This window comes from Gluconobacter japonicus (assembly GCF_015244665.1).
GTDB lineage: Bacteria > Pseudomonadota > Alphaproteobacteria > Acetobacterales > Acetobacteraceae > Gluconobacter > Gluconobacter japonicus.
On record NZ_JABCQN010000005.1, the window covers coordinates 126,037 to 143,657 of the forward strand.

The 17,621-nt window shown below is 52.0% G+C and carries 13 protein-coding genes; 9 read left to right on the forward strand and 4 right to left on the reverse strand.

Going from position 1 to position 17,621, the window contains the following annotated elements; genetic code table 11:
- Positions 1–16 precede the first annotated feature (16 nt).
- The 5 genes from cysG to HKD32_RS11310 all read left to right on the forward strand — a co-directional run bounded on the left by cysG (position 17) and on the right by HKD32_RS11310 (position 7,060).
- Complete coding sequence (gene cysG / locus HKD32_RS11290; protein WP_382385233.1) at positions 17–1,414, forward strand: siroheme synthase CysG; 1,398 nt, start codon at positions 17–19, stop codon at positions 1,412–1,414.
- Between the two features lie 58 nt (positions 1,415–1,472).
- A complete protein-coding gene (locus HKD32_RS11295; protein ID WP_061929311.1) occupies positions 1,473–2,411 on the forward strand; it encodes a glutaminase in 939 nt (312 codons plus the stop codon).
- A 324-nt stretch (positions 2,412–2,735) separates the two neighbouring features.
- On the forward strand, positions 2,736–4,886 hold the full coding sequence (locus HKD32_RS11300; RefSeq protein ID WP_228118979.1) for a TonB-dependent siderophore receptor: 2,151 nt from the start codon (positions 2,736–2,738) through the stop codon (positions 4,884–4,886).
- A gap of 285 nt (positions 4,887–5,171) precedes the next feature.
- Entirely contained in the window at positions 5,172–5,468 is a 297-nt protein-coding gene (locus HKD32_RS11305; RefSeq protein ID WP_023945537.1) for a hypothetical protein, read from the forward strand.
- A complete protein-coding gene (locus tag HKD32_RS11310; protein WP_061929319.1) occupies positions 5,465–7,060 on the forward strand; it encodes a PepSY-associated TM helix domain-containing protein in 1,596 nt (531 codons plus the stop codon). The genes HKD32_RS11305 and HKD32_RS11310 overlap by 4 nt, the downstream gene beginning before the upstream one ends.
- Before the next feature lie 5 nt (positions 7,061–7,065).
- On the opposite strand, the gene HKD32_RS11315 is transcribed toward HKD32_RS11310, so the two are convergent.
- Both HKD32_RS11315 and HKD32_RS11320 read right to left on the reverse strand, forming a co-directional pair.
- Positions 7,066–9,321, reverse strand: coding sequence for a TonB-dependent receptor (locus tag HKD32_RS11315; RefSeq protein ID WP_061929322.1), 2,256 nt, complete (start codon positions 9,319–9,321; stop codon positions 7,066–7,068).
- A gap of 32 nt (positions 9,322–9,353) precedes the next feature.
- A complete protein-coding gene (locus HKD32_RS11320) occupies positions 9,354–10,739 on the reverse strand; it encodes an Nramp family divalent metal transporter (protein WP_194258005.1) in 1,386 nt (461 codons plus the stop codon).
- A 123-nt stretch (positions 10,740–10,862) separates the two neighbouring features.
- Here HKD32_RS11320 and mntR point away from each other — a divergent pair, with 123 nt between their 5' ends.
- Positions 10,863–11,357 carry a manganese-binding transcriptional regulator MntR gene (gene mntR, locus HKD32_RS11325; protein WP_172794457.1) on the forward strand — a complete coding sequence of 165 codons (495 nt, stop codon included), beginning with the start codon at positions 10,863–10,865 and terminating at the stop codon, positions 11,355–11,357.
- 12 nt (positions 11,358–11,369) lie between these two features.
- On the opposite strand, the gene HKD32_RS11330 is transcribed toward mntR, so the two are convergent.
- Complete coding sequence (locus tag HKD32_RS11330) at positions 11,370–11,678, reverse strand: hypothetical protein (protein WP_010502566.1); 309 nt, start codon at positions 11,676–11,678, stop codon at positions 11,370–11,372.
- Positions 11,679–12,147: 469 nt separating this feature from the next.
- Entirely contained in the window at positions 12,148–12,966 is an 819-nt protein-coding gene (locus HKD32_RS11335; RefSeq protein ID WP_010502567.1) for a DeoR/GlpR family DNA-binding transcription regulator, read from the reverse strand.
- 273 nt (positions 12,967–13,239) lie between these two features.
- Between HKD32_RS11335 and HKD32_RS11340 the strand changes: the two genes are divergently transcribed.
- From HKD32_RS11340 to HKD32_RS11350, 3 genes are read left to right on the forward strand one after another with little or no spacing between them, the layout of a single operon-like run.
- Entirely contained in the window at positions 13,240–14,832 is a 1,593-nt protein-coding gene (locus HKD32_RS11340) for an FGGY-family carbohydrate kinase (protein ID WP_061929325.1), read from the forward strand.
- Entirely contained in the window at positions 14,829–16,538 is a 1,710-nt protein-coding gene (locus HKD32_RS11345) for a glycerol-3-phosphate dehydrogenase/oxidase (RefSeq protein ID WP_061929328.1), read from the forward strand. Before HKD32_RS11340 ends, HKD32_RS11345 begins: the two co-directional genes overlap by 4 nt.
- Positions 16,539–16,541: 3 nt before the next feature.
- Entirely contained in the window at positions 16,542–17,525 is a 984-nt protein-coding gene (locus HKD32_RS11350) for a beta/alpha barrel domain-containing protein (protein ID WP_061929331.1), read from the forward strand.
- Positions 17,526–17,621 lie beyond the last annotated feature (96 nt).

Consider the following 17,621-nt stretch of genomic DNA (forward strand, 5'->3'; position numbering starts at 1 on the left):
GCGTATGGATACAGAGATGCCCGCATCCGGGGTTGAGACAGGCTGGTTTCCCATTTCCCTTCGCCTTGAGGGCGCACGTGTTCTGCTTGTTGGGGGAGGCGAAGTCGCTGTCAACAAAGGGAGGCTTCTGCTCGATCATGGAGCAGGGATCGAGATCGTTGCGGAGACACTGAACCCGATTGTTCAGAACTGGGTAGACGAAGGCTTGGCCCGTCATGTGGGGGGACGAGTTGACGATGAGATGCTCAGACAGGTTATGGCAGGATGCCGTCTTGTTTATGCCGCAACAGATGACAGAGCGGTTAATCAGAGTGTAGCAGCGCTTGCCGAGAGCCTGAATATTCCTGTCTGCGCAGTGGATGATCCGGAGCCTTCGACGTTCATTACGCCCGCACAGGTCCGTAGAGGGGCGGTGCGGGTTGCTATTTCTACGGCAGGTGGCGCACCGGTTCTGGCTCGTCGGTTGAGGGAGCAGATTGAAAGCTGGATGCCGGAAGGGATTGGCCAGCTTGCCGCTTACATGCAGTCTCGCAGAAGCCGTGTTTCTGCTCATTATCCGGCTGTTCAGGATCGCAAACGGATCTGGGAAGACTTTCTGGATGGCCCGGGCGCTGAAGCTGCACTTTCCGCTGAGGATGCTCGCGCTGATCGTGTGCTGGATCAGCTTCTGACAGAGCAGAAAAAGGCCGGAGAGGTCTGGCTCGTCGGTGGTGGCCCGGGCGATCCGGACCTTCTTACGCTTAAAGCGCTGCATCTCATGCAGAATGCTGATGTCGTCCTTTATGACAATCTTCTCCCCAAAGTCCTTCTGGAGCGTGTGCGCCGGGATGCTGAACTGATTTTTGTGGGCAAACAGCGTGACCGTCATGCCATGCCCCAATCGGCGATCAATGCAGAGATGGTTCGTTATGCGAGGGCAGGGCAACGCGTGCTGCGTCTCAAAGGGGGGGACCCGTTTATTTTCGGGCGAGGGGGAGAGGAAATTGAGTCTCTTATAGAGGCTGGTGTTTCATTCCGGGTCGTGCCGGGTATTACTGCCGCCAGCGGCTGTGCCTCCTATGCCGGTATTCCATTAACCCACCGGGATTGCGCGCAGGCCTGTCTTTTTGTCACGGGACATGCGCGTGCTGATGGCGTTCTGGATCTACCATGGGATGACATGGCAGATCGGCGTCAGACTGTGGTGATCTATATGGGAATATCTACGTTGCCAGCCCTGATGACGGGTCTGATCCAAAATGGTCTTCCCTCAGACTGGCCAGTCGCCATTGTTGAACGTGGCACTCAGCCTTCCCAGCGCGTTCTGACAGGAACGCTTTCGACAATTGCCGATCAGGCAGCGACTGCATCGGTATCTTCCCCAGCATTGGTCATTGTTGGTGAGGTCGTCCGGCATCGTGTGATTTCACCGTAAGCAATAAACGTTCCTGAGGCGTGACGACAGCGCCCAATCTGCTCTGGAGAAATATTCCATGACGTCACTGACCGATACGATTGCGGAAATCGCAGATGAAATGCGTGCTGAGACAGATCGGGGGCAGGTGGCGAACTATATTCCCCCTTTGGCGTCGGTCGATCTGGGGCGGTTTGGTATGGCCATTGTTGATGCAGAAGGTGCCAGTCATACTGTGGGCGATGCCGAAGAGGCTTTTTCCATTCAGAGTGTGTCCAAGGTTTTCGGTCTGACGCTGGCTTTGAATGCGGTAGACGCAGGCTTGTGGAGCCGCGTGCGTCAGGAACCCTCCGGTAGTGCATTTAACTCGATTGTTCAGTTGGAGAACGAAAACGGCATTCCAAGAAATCCATTCATCAATGCCGGAGCGATCGTTGTTTCTGATATCCTGGTTTCACATTATGGGCTGGAAGGTGCCCAGAGTGAGCTTCTGAACCTTCTTCGTCCGTTGAGTGTAGATCCTGATACCATTTTTATCGACCGTGATGTGGCCAGTCAGGAAGAAGAAACCGGGTTTCGTAACAAAGCTCTCGCCAATTACATGCGAACATTTGGAAATATTCACAATTCAGTTGATGAAACTCTGGCATTTTACTTTCATCAGTGTGCCCTCACCATGAGTTGCCGGCAGCTTGCTGAAATAGGAACTTACCTAATGACCGGCGGGCTTAATCCCCGCACGGGAGAGCGCGTCATTTCAACCCGTAATGCCCAGACTGTTTTGGCCCTCATGATGATGTGCGGCCATTATGATGGATCTGGTTCTTTCGCCATTCGTGTCGGTCTTCCTGGAAAATCGGGTGTGGGCGGCGGTATTCTTGCGGTTACACCAGGTGTTGCCTCTGTTGCCGTCTGGTCTCCAGGCCTGAACACGCAAGGAAATTCTCTGCTTGGAACGCGTGCGCTGGAACGTCTTGTTCAGCATACGGGGTGGAATGTTTTCCGTGCTAGTCCCTGAGTTTGTTTTGATTTCTTAACCATAACGTATTGATTTTTATGGGTATCTTATTGGGTAAAGATGCCTGAGAAAATGTAGAAGCGATTTGACGCAATTCAAAACCCATCCTGCAATTGACACTTATTATCAATTGCAAATATGAGGCGGCATTTCCGATCGCACTTCGGTGGGCTGCACATGTCTTTTCCTTTCGCTAAACGTACTTTGATTCCTGCTCTTGTTTTTGCAGGGCTGACCTCAGTTGCCATAGCTGCGGAGAGGCCAGTCGTTGCAAGGGATGTGGATGGCGAAAAGCAGAAAACGCCTCAGAAGACTCAACAGAAAATGGCATCACACCCGGCATCGAAATCCAAAGAAGAGGTCATCGTTGTGACTGCGACAGGCATGTCACACGCATCCTCTGCGACAAAGACACGAACGCCCATTATTGAGTCCCCTCAATCAATTTCGATCGTCAGTCGCGAGGAAATCGAACTGCGAGCCTCGCCGACGATTGCGGATGCATTGGCTTACACAGCAGGCGTTCAGGCTGAGCCGTCAGGAATCGATAGCCGTGTGGATGAAGTGTCAGTCCGTGGGTTTGGTGCGGGCGGGTTCTCATCAAACAATAACTTCGTGGATGGTCTTCGTTTGCCATCTGGCGGCCAATGGACACGGACATCGTTTGACCCCTTTGCTCTTCAGCAGATTGAAGTCTTGAAAGGGCCGTCCGGTGCTCTTTATGGGCAGACGGCACCAGGAGGCGTGGTCAATCTTGTAACCAAACGCCCGACTGACAAAAGTGAAGGGGAGTTTTTCCTTCAAAGCAGTGGTTTTACCAACCTGTCGAACTGGCAAGGACAGGCTTCTGGTGACGTTTCTGGCCGCCTAAACAAGAGTGGTACCGTTACAGGACGTATTGTTGGACTGGCTCGCTATGGAAATACGCAGGTCAATGAGGTCCGGACAGGTCGTTATTATATTTCTCCCAGTTTAACCTGGAAAATTACACCGCGCACAACTTGGACCCTGCTCGCCCAGTATCAGAGAGATCAGGGAGGGTCGACGTTCCAGTTTCTTCCTGCGACGGGCACACTTTACTCATCCAAAGGCCGATATATTGCGAATGACGCCAATATCGGAGAGCCAAGCTGGGATACGTTTGATCGTAACCAGGCGCTGGCAGGGTCGTTCTTTGAACATAAATTCAACCGTTACCTGACGGTACGAAACAATACGCGTTATACCTATCTCAATACACTTTATCGCGCCACTGTTCTATCGGGCGATACGATATCGAAATGTACGGCGGCGATTGCCGGATGTGTTGCGGGTGAAACGGTTAGCCGGCGTGCTGTAGAAGGACGTGGTCAGTCTCAGGGCGTAACGACCGATACACAGCTTGAGGGGCACCTTCAGACAGGTCCTGTGCGTCATCTTCTGTTGGTTGGGACAGATTATTTTTATACGAATTGGCGGCATAGTCGCGATCTTGTAAATTCGTCGCTTGTTCTCCCGGTTCTGAATATTTTTAATCCCCAGGCCAGAGGCAGCGCGGGGTATTCTTCTGGGCTGAATCCTCAGGTTTATTCAGCAACAGTGAGTGAACAGAACGGCATTTATTTTCAGGACCAGCTCAAGTTCGATCGTCTGCGCGTAACGATCGGTGGCCGTCAGGATTGGGCGCGTGATGACACACTGAATGTCCTGACGAAGTCTCGCTACATCACCAATTCAAACGCGTTCACATGGCGTGCAGGGGCCGTTTATCTGTTTGATAATGGCCTTGCTCCTTATTTCAGCTATGCGCAGTCTTTCCAGCCCCAGGTCTCTGATCCGTCAACATCTGTGGATGGCAAACCATTCAAGCCAACGACTGGCGATCAGTACGAAGGCGGTATTCGCTATCAGTACGGGAAAAGCATCTACGTCACGTTTGGGGGCTACCAGATTACCCAGAATAACATGACCACTTCCGATCCCGCTGGTCGTCTGTGTGGCACAGCCACATGCCTTGTACAGACAGGACAGGGGCGCGTCCGTGGACTGGAACTGGAGGGGAAGGCCAATCTGCCCTGGGATATGTCGGTCATCTTTACCGGCACTCGAAGTGACGCCAAAATTACCCGATCCAATACGGCTTCCCAGGTTGGTAATTATCTTGGTCAGGCACCAAAATGGATGGCATCCCTGTTTCTGGATCAGCGTATCCAGCATGGAACTCTGGCAGGTCTCGGATTGGGTGGCGGCGTTCGTTATACAGGTACGAGCTTTGGTGATACGGCCAATAAGCTTCGTATCCCGGATTACACGTTGTTCGATCTGTTCCTGCGGTATGATTTTGCTCTTGCTCACCCTCGATACAAAGGACTGTCATTTTCGTTTAACGCACGGAACATTGCCAACAAGCGGTTCGTAGCGACCTGTACGGCTGTTTCCGCCTGCTATTATGGGCAGGGTCGCAACCTGACGGCGCGTTTAGAGTATCGCTGGTAATATGATCGGCATCAGCATGATGATGACGTTGCTTGCAGTACTGATCGGTTTGGCTGGGGCAGTTTTTCTGTATCTCGCAGCGCCAGCGCAACAGCTATGGAAATGCCCTTTCTCAAAGCGGATATGTATCCTTGCAGGGAGCGGACTACTCTGCCTGTCCTTCCTTTTTCACCTCATGATTTACGGGAGTGGAACAGCATTTTTCGTTCTGCTGACACTCTTAATGAGTGTCTGGAGCCTGTTGCCAATTGGGGTGGCTCTTTTGAAGCAGAGACCTAAAACGCAATGACGTCCACACCGCTTTCCAGCAAGAACTGGTTTCCTAAAGCCAGTGCCGGTTTGGTACTTGGACTGGGGCTGTCGCTCGCACTCGTGGGTATCGTCGGATTGCTCTGCCACACGAATGGGGATCCACGTTCCCCGGCATCCCAGTATCTGATGTGGCTTGTTGCTCCAGTCTGGACGGCTGTTTTGGGGGTGTGTTTCATGTTTCGAACAGGATGGAGGGCCTGGGGGGTGTTGGGGGCCATCAACATTCTGCTCTGGGGCGCTTATATGGGTCTTCGGAGTGTAATGTCATGAAAATCCGTGCCGACATCGTCCGGATGTATCGTGAAATTCATAGTTGGGTCGGGATTGTCTGCGGTCTGTTCCTGTTTGTGGCATTTTATGCAGGTGCCATAACGATGTTTGAACGCCCCTTGCAGGACTGGGCCTCTCCACCAGTCTCTTTGCCGCCTCCTGTTGCATTGGAGCGTGTGCCAGAACTGTTGGGAAAAACCTTTGCAGAGCATCCTGAAGCCAGAAATTCCTATACAGTTGTTCTTCATCCAACGCCGTCTCAGCCGGCTACTCTTGTATGGGGCGTGCCACAGAGAATGCACGGGCCTTCAGTAGCAAATTATTCCGCCCTGGCAGAAGACGGATCTCTGGTAACCGTAAAGCAATCTCCTTCCGAAGCCGCGCACTTCATCAATATGCTGCATCAGCAGGTGGGCTTGTGGATGCCTCATGAAGCTGGGCGGTTATTCATGGGGATAGTGGCGCTCTTATATGCAGTAGCACTGATTTCAGGCACGCTTGTTGTTTTGCCGGGCCTGATTAAGAATCTGTTTGCAATTCGACTTGGGCAGAATGCCAAACGCATGTGGCTTGATTTGCATAGCATGTTAGGGCTGTTCTCGTTGCCATTTCATATCATCATGGCCCTGACGTCCGTTGTATTTGCATTTCATGATGAAATTTATGTTGCTGAACACGCTCTTCTGGGCCGATCGGCCATGCATCAGCAAATGCATGGGCATTCCCCGATTGATCAAACTGAAGGGCATCAACAACAACGAATTTCCGGTGATCTTCGTGTTCCTCTGGAGCCTGCTCAAATTGTAGTCGCTATTGCCAAGCAGGCTCCCGGTTTTTCGCCGGAAACCTTGATCTACGATCGTTCTCATGGCGGGCATCTTGCGTTGCGTGTGACGGGCTCTGATCCGCGATATGGTGCCCGAGGAACGAGTGGAGGTTTTGCCGGGGTCGATCCCTACAGCGGTAAATTGCTGTCAACGGATTATCTGCCAGGGCATCAAACCTTTCCGATGGCTGTTCTGACGTCTTTCTTCGTTCTGCATTTTGGCAGTTTTGGAGGAGAAGGCGTGCGTTGGGGATATGCTGTTCTGGGATTGGCTGGCGCATTTATGTTTTATGCCGGAAACCAGCTCTGGATTGTCTCTCGTAGACGAAGGGAACGAGGGAGTGGACGGGTGGAAGATACGCGTGCAACCCGTATTCTTTGTTCGCTGACAATTGGTTGCTCTCTCGGGTGTCTCGCAGGTGTTTCTGCTGTTCTGGTTGTGGCGCCATTACAATCTGTTGTAGGAAAAATGTTGCCAGTTCAAATTGTTTACTTTGCAACTTTTCTTTCCTGTGTGGTTGTTTGTTTCTGTTTTCGGGAACGGCTGGCAATTCGACTGCTGCTGGTCGTGTCGGCAGTCCTGACATTTCTGATGCCGGTCTCCGCCGCTTTTGTAACGCCTCTCTCTCATGCGACGGCATCAAATCTCATTGTTGACGGGGTTGCCCTGCTTTATGGCGCTTTTCTGATGATCTGGGCTGTCCGACCTCAAGTGGGACAGCCGCTCTTTCGAAAGGAGAGTGTTTCAGGCTTGAATCGAGCCTGAAAGCTTCAGAAATCCGAGACGAGTGAAAAATATGTGCCCCGGCGTTGGCCGTACTGTGCCTGGTAAATCCCGACGCCGCTGCCATCACGAAGCTGATAACGTTTGTCGAAAAGGTTCACGACGTCAGCACGGATTTTCAGATCCCGTCCAAGCGGAACGTGGGTGAGGGTGTACTGGTAACCAATATTGAAAATTGCGTACTGGGGCTGCTTGTCCAGATTGGCAAAACCACTACGAAGGCCGTAGCCGTACAGGAAATCGACATAAGCAAGATGATGCTTGCTGCTGTAGGACGTTCCGGCGCTGGCCGTGTATTCCCCTTGATGATCCAACTGGATGGCATGTAATCGAATATACGCCAGTTCTTCAGGGGCAAACTGATACTCGGCGGAATTGATATCCCGAGCTGCAGTTTTCACATAAGAGAAATTTCCAAAAACAGACCATGGGCCATGACGCCACGCACTGCCGAACTCTGCGCCATAAACATGGCCTCGTCTGTAGCTGAAAGGCGCCAGAATAACGGCGCGTCCGAACTGTCCCAGATCCGTCAGGTTATGAGCCCATTTGCTATAGGCATCCACTGTGATCTGAAGGTCAGGGGTGATGTGTTGCAGAATACCTGCATCCACATAATTCGAAGTTTCGACTTTTGTTGCCGTATCGGTCAGGTTGGCTGCGGCATTTGTGGTTCCCGCAAAATGAGCGAGCGTGGACGGATAGACATATTGCGGGGAAGGCGGTGCGAAGTATCGTGAATATCCGATATGCAGAGTGGTGCTTCGGAACGGCTTCCACACCATGTTTGCGCGCGGACTCAGTTGTCCTTCATTACCAAACGAGGATGCAAAGCGATCATAACGCAAACCGTAATTGAACGTTAGTTTTCGGTTGATGCGATACTCGTCCTGAATATAGGCGCCGGCTTCCGCAGACCAGTTTCCTGTGTTGTCAATCAGGCGTAGCGGAGTAGTGGCTGTCTGATTTCCTTCTGAATCTACTGGAAACACGAGGGAATTCGTATCCAGACGTTCCGATGTGTATTGCCCGAGCAAGCCAGCACGGATCGTGTGATCTGGGGCTACATCGTAGGATAGGTCAAACTGTGCCCCTCCTGTCGTGAAGTCGTTGACCTCGTGTTCTGCCACACCCTGAAACACAAGGTCGCGCACAGGATCAGGCGTATAGTCAATCCGACCGTAACGGAAATAAGGAGAAAGCTGGAGGTTCAGTTTTTCTGCACTGTGCTGGTAGGATACAACAGCATAATAATTCTGTTCTGTTTGACTATCGTTCAAAAAGCGGGATTGGACGGATGGATCGTTCCAGCTTGTGCCTTCCAGTTGATAAACCGGCTGTAAACCCGTGGTGTTTGGTAGTTCAAAATCAGCATAGGACGCGCTGGTCAGAAGCGAAATTCGGTTGTTGTCGTCCAATCGCCATGAAAAATAACCAAAGCCTTTACCTTGTTGTGTCAGGTCGTGTGTGGCTCGGAAGGATGCTGTTGGGTTCTCAATTCCAATGGTGTTTCTGTTAAAGGAGAACGTGGTGAAATATTCAAATCGTCCTTTTGATCCACCAAGTTGCAGGGAGGGAGCGAATGTATTGTAACTCCCTCCATAAAGGGACAATTGATTGCTCTTGAGCGTTGATCCGGTCTTTGTGTGAACATCCACAATGCCGGCGGTTCGAAAGCCGAACTGTGCAGGGAGGGTGCCGGTAAGAAGGTCAACGGATTGGATAATCCGCGTATCGAGTTCCTGACCGAAGCCATTCAAGCCTTCTGGGAGAAGGACACCATTGACGCGGTAGGTCAGGCCACCATGTTCGCCTCGCACATGCACTTCGCCATAACTGTCCTGCACCACACCAGGCATTCGCAGCATAATCTGACTGAAGGATGCATTTTGGCCCTGAGGTGTGGCTTGGATCTGGCGCTGATCAATGCCGTAGGATACCGCCCCCAGTCGTGGAAAAATGCGACCACGCGCCTGATCCAGATGGCCTGTAACGGTAATCTGCTCTTGCTTGGCGGCTTTCTCTGCGTGTGCTTGTTTTTTCTTTGAGGCTGCGTCATCGCGATCCGTAGCGGGTATCGTTTCTGACGCCTGTGCAGTGGACAAGAAACCTGCAAGGAGGGCTGTGCAGAGTGCAAACTTCTTGAATGATCTGAGGGGAGAATTTTCAGAATGTATATGCTGATAAATATAGCAATTGCTATATAAAAAAGCGCGTCTTGAGGGCAGAGATCTATTGGTCATGAATGTAAGAAATCCGTGCGATGCGGCGGGATTTATCCAGCCAGTGTGTCGTAGAGAAGCTTGAAATTGAGAATGAGGATCAGTCCGGCGACGCCCCAGGACAAGACAGTCATAAAGGGAGAAATCGTGAACTCTCCCATTTTGCGGCGATTAGAGACAAACATCACCAGAGGAATGACGGCAAAGGGCAGTTGCAGCGAAAGGATGACCTGGCTGGCCAGCAAAAGTGTACCCACACCGTGCCCGCCATAAAGAACCGTCACCACGGCAACGGGAATAATGGCCAGGCCTCGCGTCAGGAGGCGTCGGGCCCAGTGTGGAATACGCAGGCGCAGGAAGCCTTCCATGATGATCTGTCCGGCAAGGGTGCCTGTGACAGTTGAATTTGTTCCTGCAGCAAGTAAGGCAAGGGCGAAGAGTGTGGAGGCAATTCCCAAGCCAAGGATGGGGGAAAGAAGTCGGTAGGCGTCTTCGATTTCGGCAACGCTTTGATGGCCAGTGTCATGAAATGCCGCGGCCGCCACGATCAGGATGGCAGCGTTGATGAATAATGCCAGCATCAGGGCGATTGTACTGTCCCAGGTTGACCATCGGATGGCCTCGCGTCGTCCGGCAGGTGTGCGTTCATAGGCACGAGTCTGTACAATGGACGAATGCAGATACAGATTATGAGGCATTACGGTTGCGCCGATGATGCCAATAGCAATGTAGAGCATTCCGGGTGTGGTAATAACCTGCGACGTGGGAAGCAGACCTTTTAGTATGCTCGCAACAGGAGGAGCCGCAGCCACAAGCTGAACGGCAAAGCAGAGGGCGATAATAGTGAGAAGCCCAATGACAAAGGCTTCCAGATATCGAAATCCTCGCCCCATCAGCAGCAGTACGATGAACGCATCAAAGATTGAGAGGAGTGCTCCTCCGAGAAGGGGGAGGCTAAAGAGCAACTGCAATGCAACAGCAGTGCCAATCACTTCAGCAAGATCGCAGGCAATGATGGCCAGTTCGCAGGCAAGCCAAAGGATAATATTGATAGCTGGGTGGTATTGGTCACGGCATGCTTGAGCCAGATCCCTGCCTGTCGCAATTCCTAATCGGGCTGAGAGCGCCTGAAGCAAAATCGCCATCAGATTGGAGAGCATGATGACGCATAACAGGGTGTATCCGTACTGAGCACCTCCCTGAAGGTCTGTGGCCCAGTTTCCGGGGTCCATATACCCTACGGAGACCATGTAGCCTGGTCCCACGAATGCCAGAAAGCGCTTGAGCCACGAAGTCTGCCCACCGGGAACATGAACGGTAGAAAACACTTCCGGAAGAGAGGGTCGCGTTCTGTCCTCATCGCGCGCAAAGCGCCAGGCTGAAGCCTTGCGAGGAAGATCAGTGAGGGCAATTTCAGGCGTGGAAGGATTTTCTGGCATCAGAATGCCATTCAAACGTGAATCTCAGAATTATGCAATATGCTATATTCATAAGATGAATCTCTATTCTCAAAAGCTGGAAATAATTTGTGGAATATTTTATTCCCCTCTGAATAATTGAGGATGGAACAGGTTCGAGGCGTGGAACGGAAAAAGAGCAGGCAAAAAGCCCTTCTGGATATGGCGACCCATTCGGAAGGGTTTCGTGCCAATCGTGCTGCGCGGCAAAAGGTGCTGGTTGAGGATTACGTCGAATTGATCTCTGATCTCCTGTCTGAAGGTCAGGAAGCGCGTCAGGTCGATATTGCCGGAAGGTTGGGCGTGTCTCAGCCAACGGTTGCGAAGATGCTGGCCAGACTTTCAGCCGAAGGGCTTGTCACGCAGAAGCCTTATAGAGGCGTGTTTCTGACGGATGCCGGGCAGGCGATGGCGAACAAAGCACGCCATCGGCATGGGATTGTCGAAGCGTTTCTTCTTGCGTTGGGAATTAGCGAGGAAAACGCTCGTATCGATGCTGAAGGCATCGAACATTACGTGGGAGAGGAAACGCTTACAGTATTTGAAAAAGCCCTAAACAAAGGGCTCGCAAATTTTATGAAGACTTTGCCAGAAACATGAAGCCAGGGGCTGCTAATTTTTGAGTTTTCGAGATGCTCTGCATGTCGCGGCAAAGCGGCAGACAGAACATACAACGGTGATGGACGGATCATCATTGAAAATGCAGTCCTCTGAACGCTCCATGGCATAACCTTTCGGGGCTGGATTGTTTCGAAAGGCGTCGACAATGTGACTCATCCACGCGGTCAGACGTTCAGGGACATGTTCCTGATGGCGTAGCCACCATTCGATATCCTCCTGATGGCGGTCAATCTGGGCCGCGAGCTCAGCTGGTGTCCAGCGTGTGACACTTAGGAAATCGTTTAACGTTATGCCAGACATTTCAGCATCTCCAGTGTCTCAGGGAAGCGGAAATACAGGGTTACGCTTTTTGCTGAACAATCGTCAATATATCGTTAATTTCATTGTGGACGTAAATGATACCAATTGAAACTTAAGTGCAAAATTTGGCCATATTTCAACGAAAATCAGTAATTTCGTGTAGATACCCGCTACCCGTATCAGTGTGTGAGTTTTCCAAGGAAAACTGGTGGATAGTGCAAAAGGGAAGAAAGAAATAGTTCAATAAAACTATATATAATAGTTATATAAATAAATTTTTTGTGTAGTGGGCTGGGTGCGACACAAAAGTTCTTTCCTATGAAAGAATGGAAGAAAGAGTTCGTCTAAGTGACAATTTTTGGTTGTCAGGTGTATTGCTCGATACGAGGCAGGGTCGTGGATTTTTAGAAGTATGTTTCCTGAAAAATATTTTGGGAAATTCCGTGTAGGGAATTTCCCTGAGCGGGATTTATCCGCAAACTTCTATATTAATTCCATCTTGGATAAGGCTTTTCCGCAGTGATGGTTTGATTTGAGAGTCTGTCAGAACAAGATCGAACTCGTTCAATGACGCCAATCGATGTAGGCCGCCCTTACGGAATTTTGTACTGTCTACGAGCAGAACTGTTTGATCCGAGATTTGCATCAATGCCTGCTTGACCTTTACGACGTCCTGATCATTTTGAAATGCAGTTTCATTGTGAATGATTGATGTTGAAAGAAACATCGTATTAGCGCGCAGTGACTTTGCAGCCTGTTCGCATACGAGGCCGAAAAATGCATTGCGTGGCTGATTGTAATCTCCCCCCAGACAAATGATCTTGAGGTTCGGATAAGGAGCCAGCGCCTGAATCACACCGACCGCATTGGTAATGATTGTCAGAGGGGCGAGAGCGGGAAGAAGGGGCAGCATTGCTGCGACCGTTGTTGAATCGTCCAGAACCAGAATCTGCTCTGGTGTGATCATCGAGATCGCACGATGAATAATAGATTCTTTGAGGTCTGGTGCGCGGGATTTTCGAAAATTGACTGTTTTCTGCGTCACAACCCGGTTTTTGAGAACAATACTACCATGAAGCTTGTCGATCAGACCCTGAGCCGCAAGAGCGTGTGCGTCCCGGTGAATGGTCATGCGACTCACGCCGAAACGCTCTGAAAGGGTCTCGATCGTAGCGCTGCCGGTTTCCAGAAGCACGTCAAGGATCTGCTGTTGTCTGGCACTGTTGTCCCGACGCTTGCTGAGAAGGACACCAGGAGAGGCAGTTGTCACGCCCGAACCGTCAGTCATCTGTCAAAAAGATCCTTGTCTCTCGGTAAGGCCGTTTTGCGGCAAAGGGACTTCTACATACCAGCGCTGACGAGATTTGTAATGTTCGGATGTGCAGTTTGGTGAGGTTTTGCACGGAAATATCACACACGCAGCTCTCTGAGTTCAAAAGTGATATTTATCACATTGACGCTGGTATATTAACATGTATATCACATGATAATAACATTTTCTGTGTTATTAGTCGCATTTTTCGTAGAGGCCGATAACAAGAAGGCGTCTGGAGGGCCAGTGATGCGCCAGGATTTCACAATCGGGATCGACTGCGGTTCCACGACGACAAAGGCTGTTGTCTTTTCGAGGACGGGTGAAATCGTAGGGTTGGGACGCCGACGTGTTCCACAGCATATGGATGAACCGAGGCACGTTGAGCGCGACATGCATGAAGCATGGCGTGCCGTGGTCGAAGCTGTCAGAGATGCGCTTGAAAGTTCCGGCGTTCCGCCGCAAGCGATAGCGGGTGTGGGTGTAACAGCTCACGGGGATGGGCTTTTTGTTCTTGATCGCTCAAGAAGCCCTCTGGGCCGTGGAATTATGTCGCTCGACAGCCGTGCGACGGAGCTACACGAAGAGTGGAAACGGGAGGGGCGCCTTGAGAAGGTTGTTCCGATTGCCGGGCAACGACCTTATCCTTATTCTGCCACCACGCTTCTTGCTTGGATGAAGCGTCATCAGCCGGACCGATATGCTGAAATTGGTACGGTTTTCTTTGCCAAAGACTGGATAAGGCTCTGTCTGACGGGTGAGATTGCCACGGATCTGACTGAAGCCAGTACGTCGTTTACGGATCTGTATACGCAGGATTATAGCGACAGTATTCTTGATGTGCTGGAGATTTCGGAGATCCGGGGTGCGCTCCCGCGGATGCTGTTGTCCTGTGATCGAGGTGGAGTGATTACGCGTGACGCAGCCATGGCGACGGGGCTTCTGGAAGGAACGCCTGTTTCTGCGGGGCTGCATGATGTAACAGCTGCCGCCGTCGGGCTGGGCTATACGCAGCCGGGTGATCTCTCCATCACGGCAGGCACGTTTTCTATCAACGAAATCTTCCGGAGCCGTCCGGTCATCGGAGAGGGTTGGTCCTGTCGTGCGGGCTACCGTAAGGGGTTGTGGAACTGCATGGCGATTTCGCCAGCATCATCGAGCAATCTCGAATGGCTGGCACGCATGCTGCTGCCTGAAGAAAAGGAAGCAGCCCAGATTTTGACAGGTGAAGTCGAAGCCAGGCTTGGTCGCTCCAGGGCAGAGCGGCCAGTTCCTCTCTATCACCCTTTCTTGTTCGGCTCCCCTTACGAAGCTCCGGCGAGCGCGTCTTTGTTTGGCGTGCAATCCTGGCATGATCGGGCAGATCTGTTTCAGGCGATGATTGAAGGAACGATTTTCAATCATCGGGAGCATGTTGAAACTCTTCGACTGACGGGTGCTGTCCGTCGTCTTGGCGTCTCGGGAGGGGGCAGCGGTCAGGCTTCCATTGCTCAGATGTTCGCAGACATTCTGAATGTCCCAGTAGAAATTTCCAGTGTTCGAGAAGCTGGTGCGCTTGGGGCCGCTCTGACGGCCAGTGTGGCAGTCGGGTTGTATGACAGTCTCGAAGACGCGGTCGTGGCTCAGGATATTCCGATGACGGTTTATCAGCCTGAGCCGGCCCGGGTCCGAATTTATGAAGGCATTTACCAGCGCTATGTGGCGCTGACACAGGCCATGAAGCCATTCTGGTCAGGTCTGTACGAAGGAACAGCAGAGTCCCTTTCTCAGGATGAGACAGAACAGGCCCCTGTATCGACTTTTCTTGTTGCGACTGAAATGACGCAGGAGGTCAGGTTATGAAATCCGTTTCCGTTGTGTCGGATAATACTGAATTTGATGTCGTCATCATTGGAGCGGGAATTAACGGAGCAGGTCTGTTTCGTGAGTTGGCGCTGCAGGGCGTAAAGACGCTCATTCTTGATCGGAGCGATATCTGTACGGGTGCGTCATGTGCGCCATCTCGCCTCATCCATGGTGGCATCAAGTATCTGGAGACAGGAGAGTTCAAGCTGGTGGCGCAATCCACCCTTGAGCGGAACCTTCTGCTTAGAAATGCCCCGCATGTGGTGCGCCCATTGCCGACTGTCCTGCCAATCCGCACATGGTTTGGGGGAATCGTTCCATCTTTCCGTCGCTTTCTGAATCTGGGCGGTAAGATGACGGATCGAGGGGCACTGGTGCTGGAAGCCGGACTTCAGATCTATGATTTTCTGGGGCGGCGTGCTCGCGTTATGCCGAGACACTCCCTGTTTCTGGGAGGGCGGACGCGTCGTGAATGGCCACATATGGCCAAGGATGTTGTCGCGACGGCTCAATACTATGACGCTGCCATCACCCAGCCGGAACGGCTTGGCTATGAATGTGTGCAAGACGGGCTCGAAACCGCACCGAGTTGTGAAGCCCTGACATATACGGTGCCTGTTTCCTTTCAGGACGGACAACTTGTTCTGCGCGATGTGCAGACCGATGAAGTACGGACCGTGAAGGCGCGCGTTATCGTCAATGCGGGTGGAGCGTGGATTGATCAGATCAATGCAATTCTTGGCCTGCCCACAAAGTATATCGGCGGCACCAAGGGGTCTCATCTGCTTCTGAAGCATGATGACCTGCTTCGGGAGTTGAAAGGGCGGATGGTCTATTTCGGGACACCGGATGGACGGATCTGTTTGGCTTATCCGTTTTTCGGCCATGTGCTTGTCGGGTCTACGGATCTGCGGATTGACGATCCGGACAAGGCCGTCTGCACCGATGAAGAGCAGGACTACATGCTTCGCATGCTGGCGGATCTGTTCCCCGGCTTCCATATCGCCAAGGAGCAGGTCATCTACCGTTATAGCGGCGTGCGGCCATTACCTGCCACAAATGCGGCAGACCCTGGTGCCATCAGTCGAGACCACATTACCCATGAGGACAATGTTGCGGAGGTACCTCTTCTGTCTCTCGTGGGGGGGAAGTGGACGACGTTCCGTGGTTTGAGCGAAGAAGTGGCCGATCACATTCTGGCGTTACTCGGTCATCCCAGAAGCACGTCCACGAAGGAGCTGGCGATTGGTGGTGGTCGCAGTTTCCCTTCCGTTGAGCAGCATACGGCTTATCTCGACAGACTGGCGATTTCCTGCGGAATTCCTCGTCCGAGGGCAGCAGACCTTCTGGACCGATACGGAACGCTTGCTCGCAAAATTGCGGTCTTTTGCCAGGAGGACGCAGATGCGCCGTTGCGGACACTCCCGTCGTACACGCGTCGTGAATTGGCGTTTATTGCTAGAAATGAACTTGTGCGGCGGGTGTCAGATGTCTTGTATCGTCGCACACCTATCGCCTTGAGTGGCCGAATGACACCCGACGTGGTGCAGGAGGTGGCTCGCGTTGTTGGAGAAGAGCTGGGCTGGAGCGAGCGGGATATTGCTCGGGAAGCCCAGGCTGCCTGGAAGGAAGGGTGTGAGCGCCACAACCTTCAGGGTGATTTTCCTGTTTCGTCTGAACCCCAGAAAATTCTGAAGGCTTGAGCCATGAACCGTTACGAAGAAAAAATTGCACGCATGGTGGCCGGTAAGGACACGCGCTACGATTTCATCCTGGCAGACGCCAAGGACTCAGATATGGCGGCGGGTATCAGCGCCATGGGACGTCGTCGCAATCCGCGTTCGGGGCAGTCTGTTTTTCGGAGCCGGCCAGAATATCTGTCTGAAATCCAGTCCATTATCCGTCAGGATATTGTGGATATCATGTTGACGTCTGCCTCCATTCTGGAAGACCTTCTGGAAAAGGACGCGTTCAATGGCACGAAAGTGCAGACGGCCATTCGTGCAAACGATACGACTGATCTGTGGCGGGGACGAGGAAGCGATTATCGCTCCCAGAAATCCGTCCCTTTTCGTTCCGCATCTCTTGAGCGCGCCCAGACGGGGCTTGGACTGTATTCCATGACGTTCAACGGAGACGTCGAACAGGATACACTGGCGCTGGAAGAGTTTGCGCGCTTTCGTGAGGAAGCCCAGGTTCACCGGTTCTCGTATTTCCTGGAGGTGTTCAATCCCAACGAAAGCCGGATTGCATCCAAGGATTACGGGGTTTTCCTCAATGACATGATTACTCGCTCCCTCGCCGGACTACGAAAAGAAGAAAAACCTGTTTTCCTTAAGGTTCCCTTTAATGGCGGAGAGGCGCTGAGCGAGCTGTGCCATTATGATCCGGCTGTCATTGTCGGCATCATGGGAGGCGGTAGTGGCACAACGCGCGATTGCCTGGAGTTGGTGCATCAGGCGCAAAACAGTGGTGCACGCGCTGCACTTTTTGGGCGCAAGATCGTGGATGCTGATGATCCGCTGCTTCTTATCGAAGCAATGCGTCGTGTGACTGACGGGGATCTTTCTCCGAATGAAGCAACACATTTTTATCACGACGGGCTGAGCAGAAAGGGCATCCCGACACTTCGTCCGATGGAAACTGACAGTTTGGTGACGGAAAGCGTGTTGCTGGAACAGGCTGCCTGACTCTGACGAAGCCTTTATTTCATGCTCTTCGTGTCTGTCCGTGAGTGTCAGGCGCGGAGAGTTGAATGGAAAATATCATTCGTTTTGCACATTCCT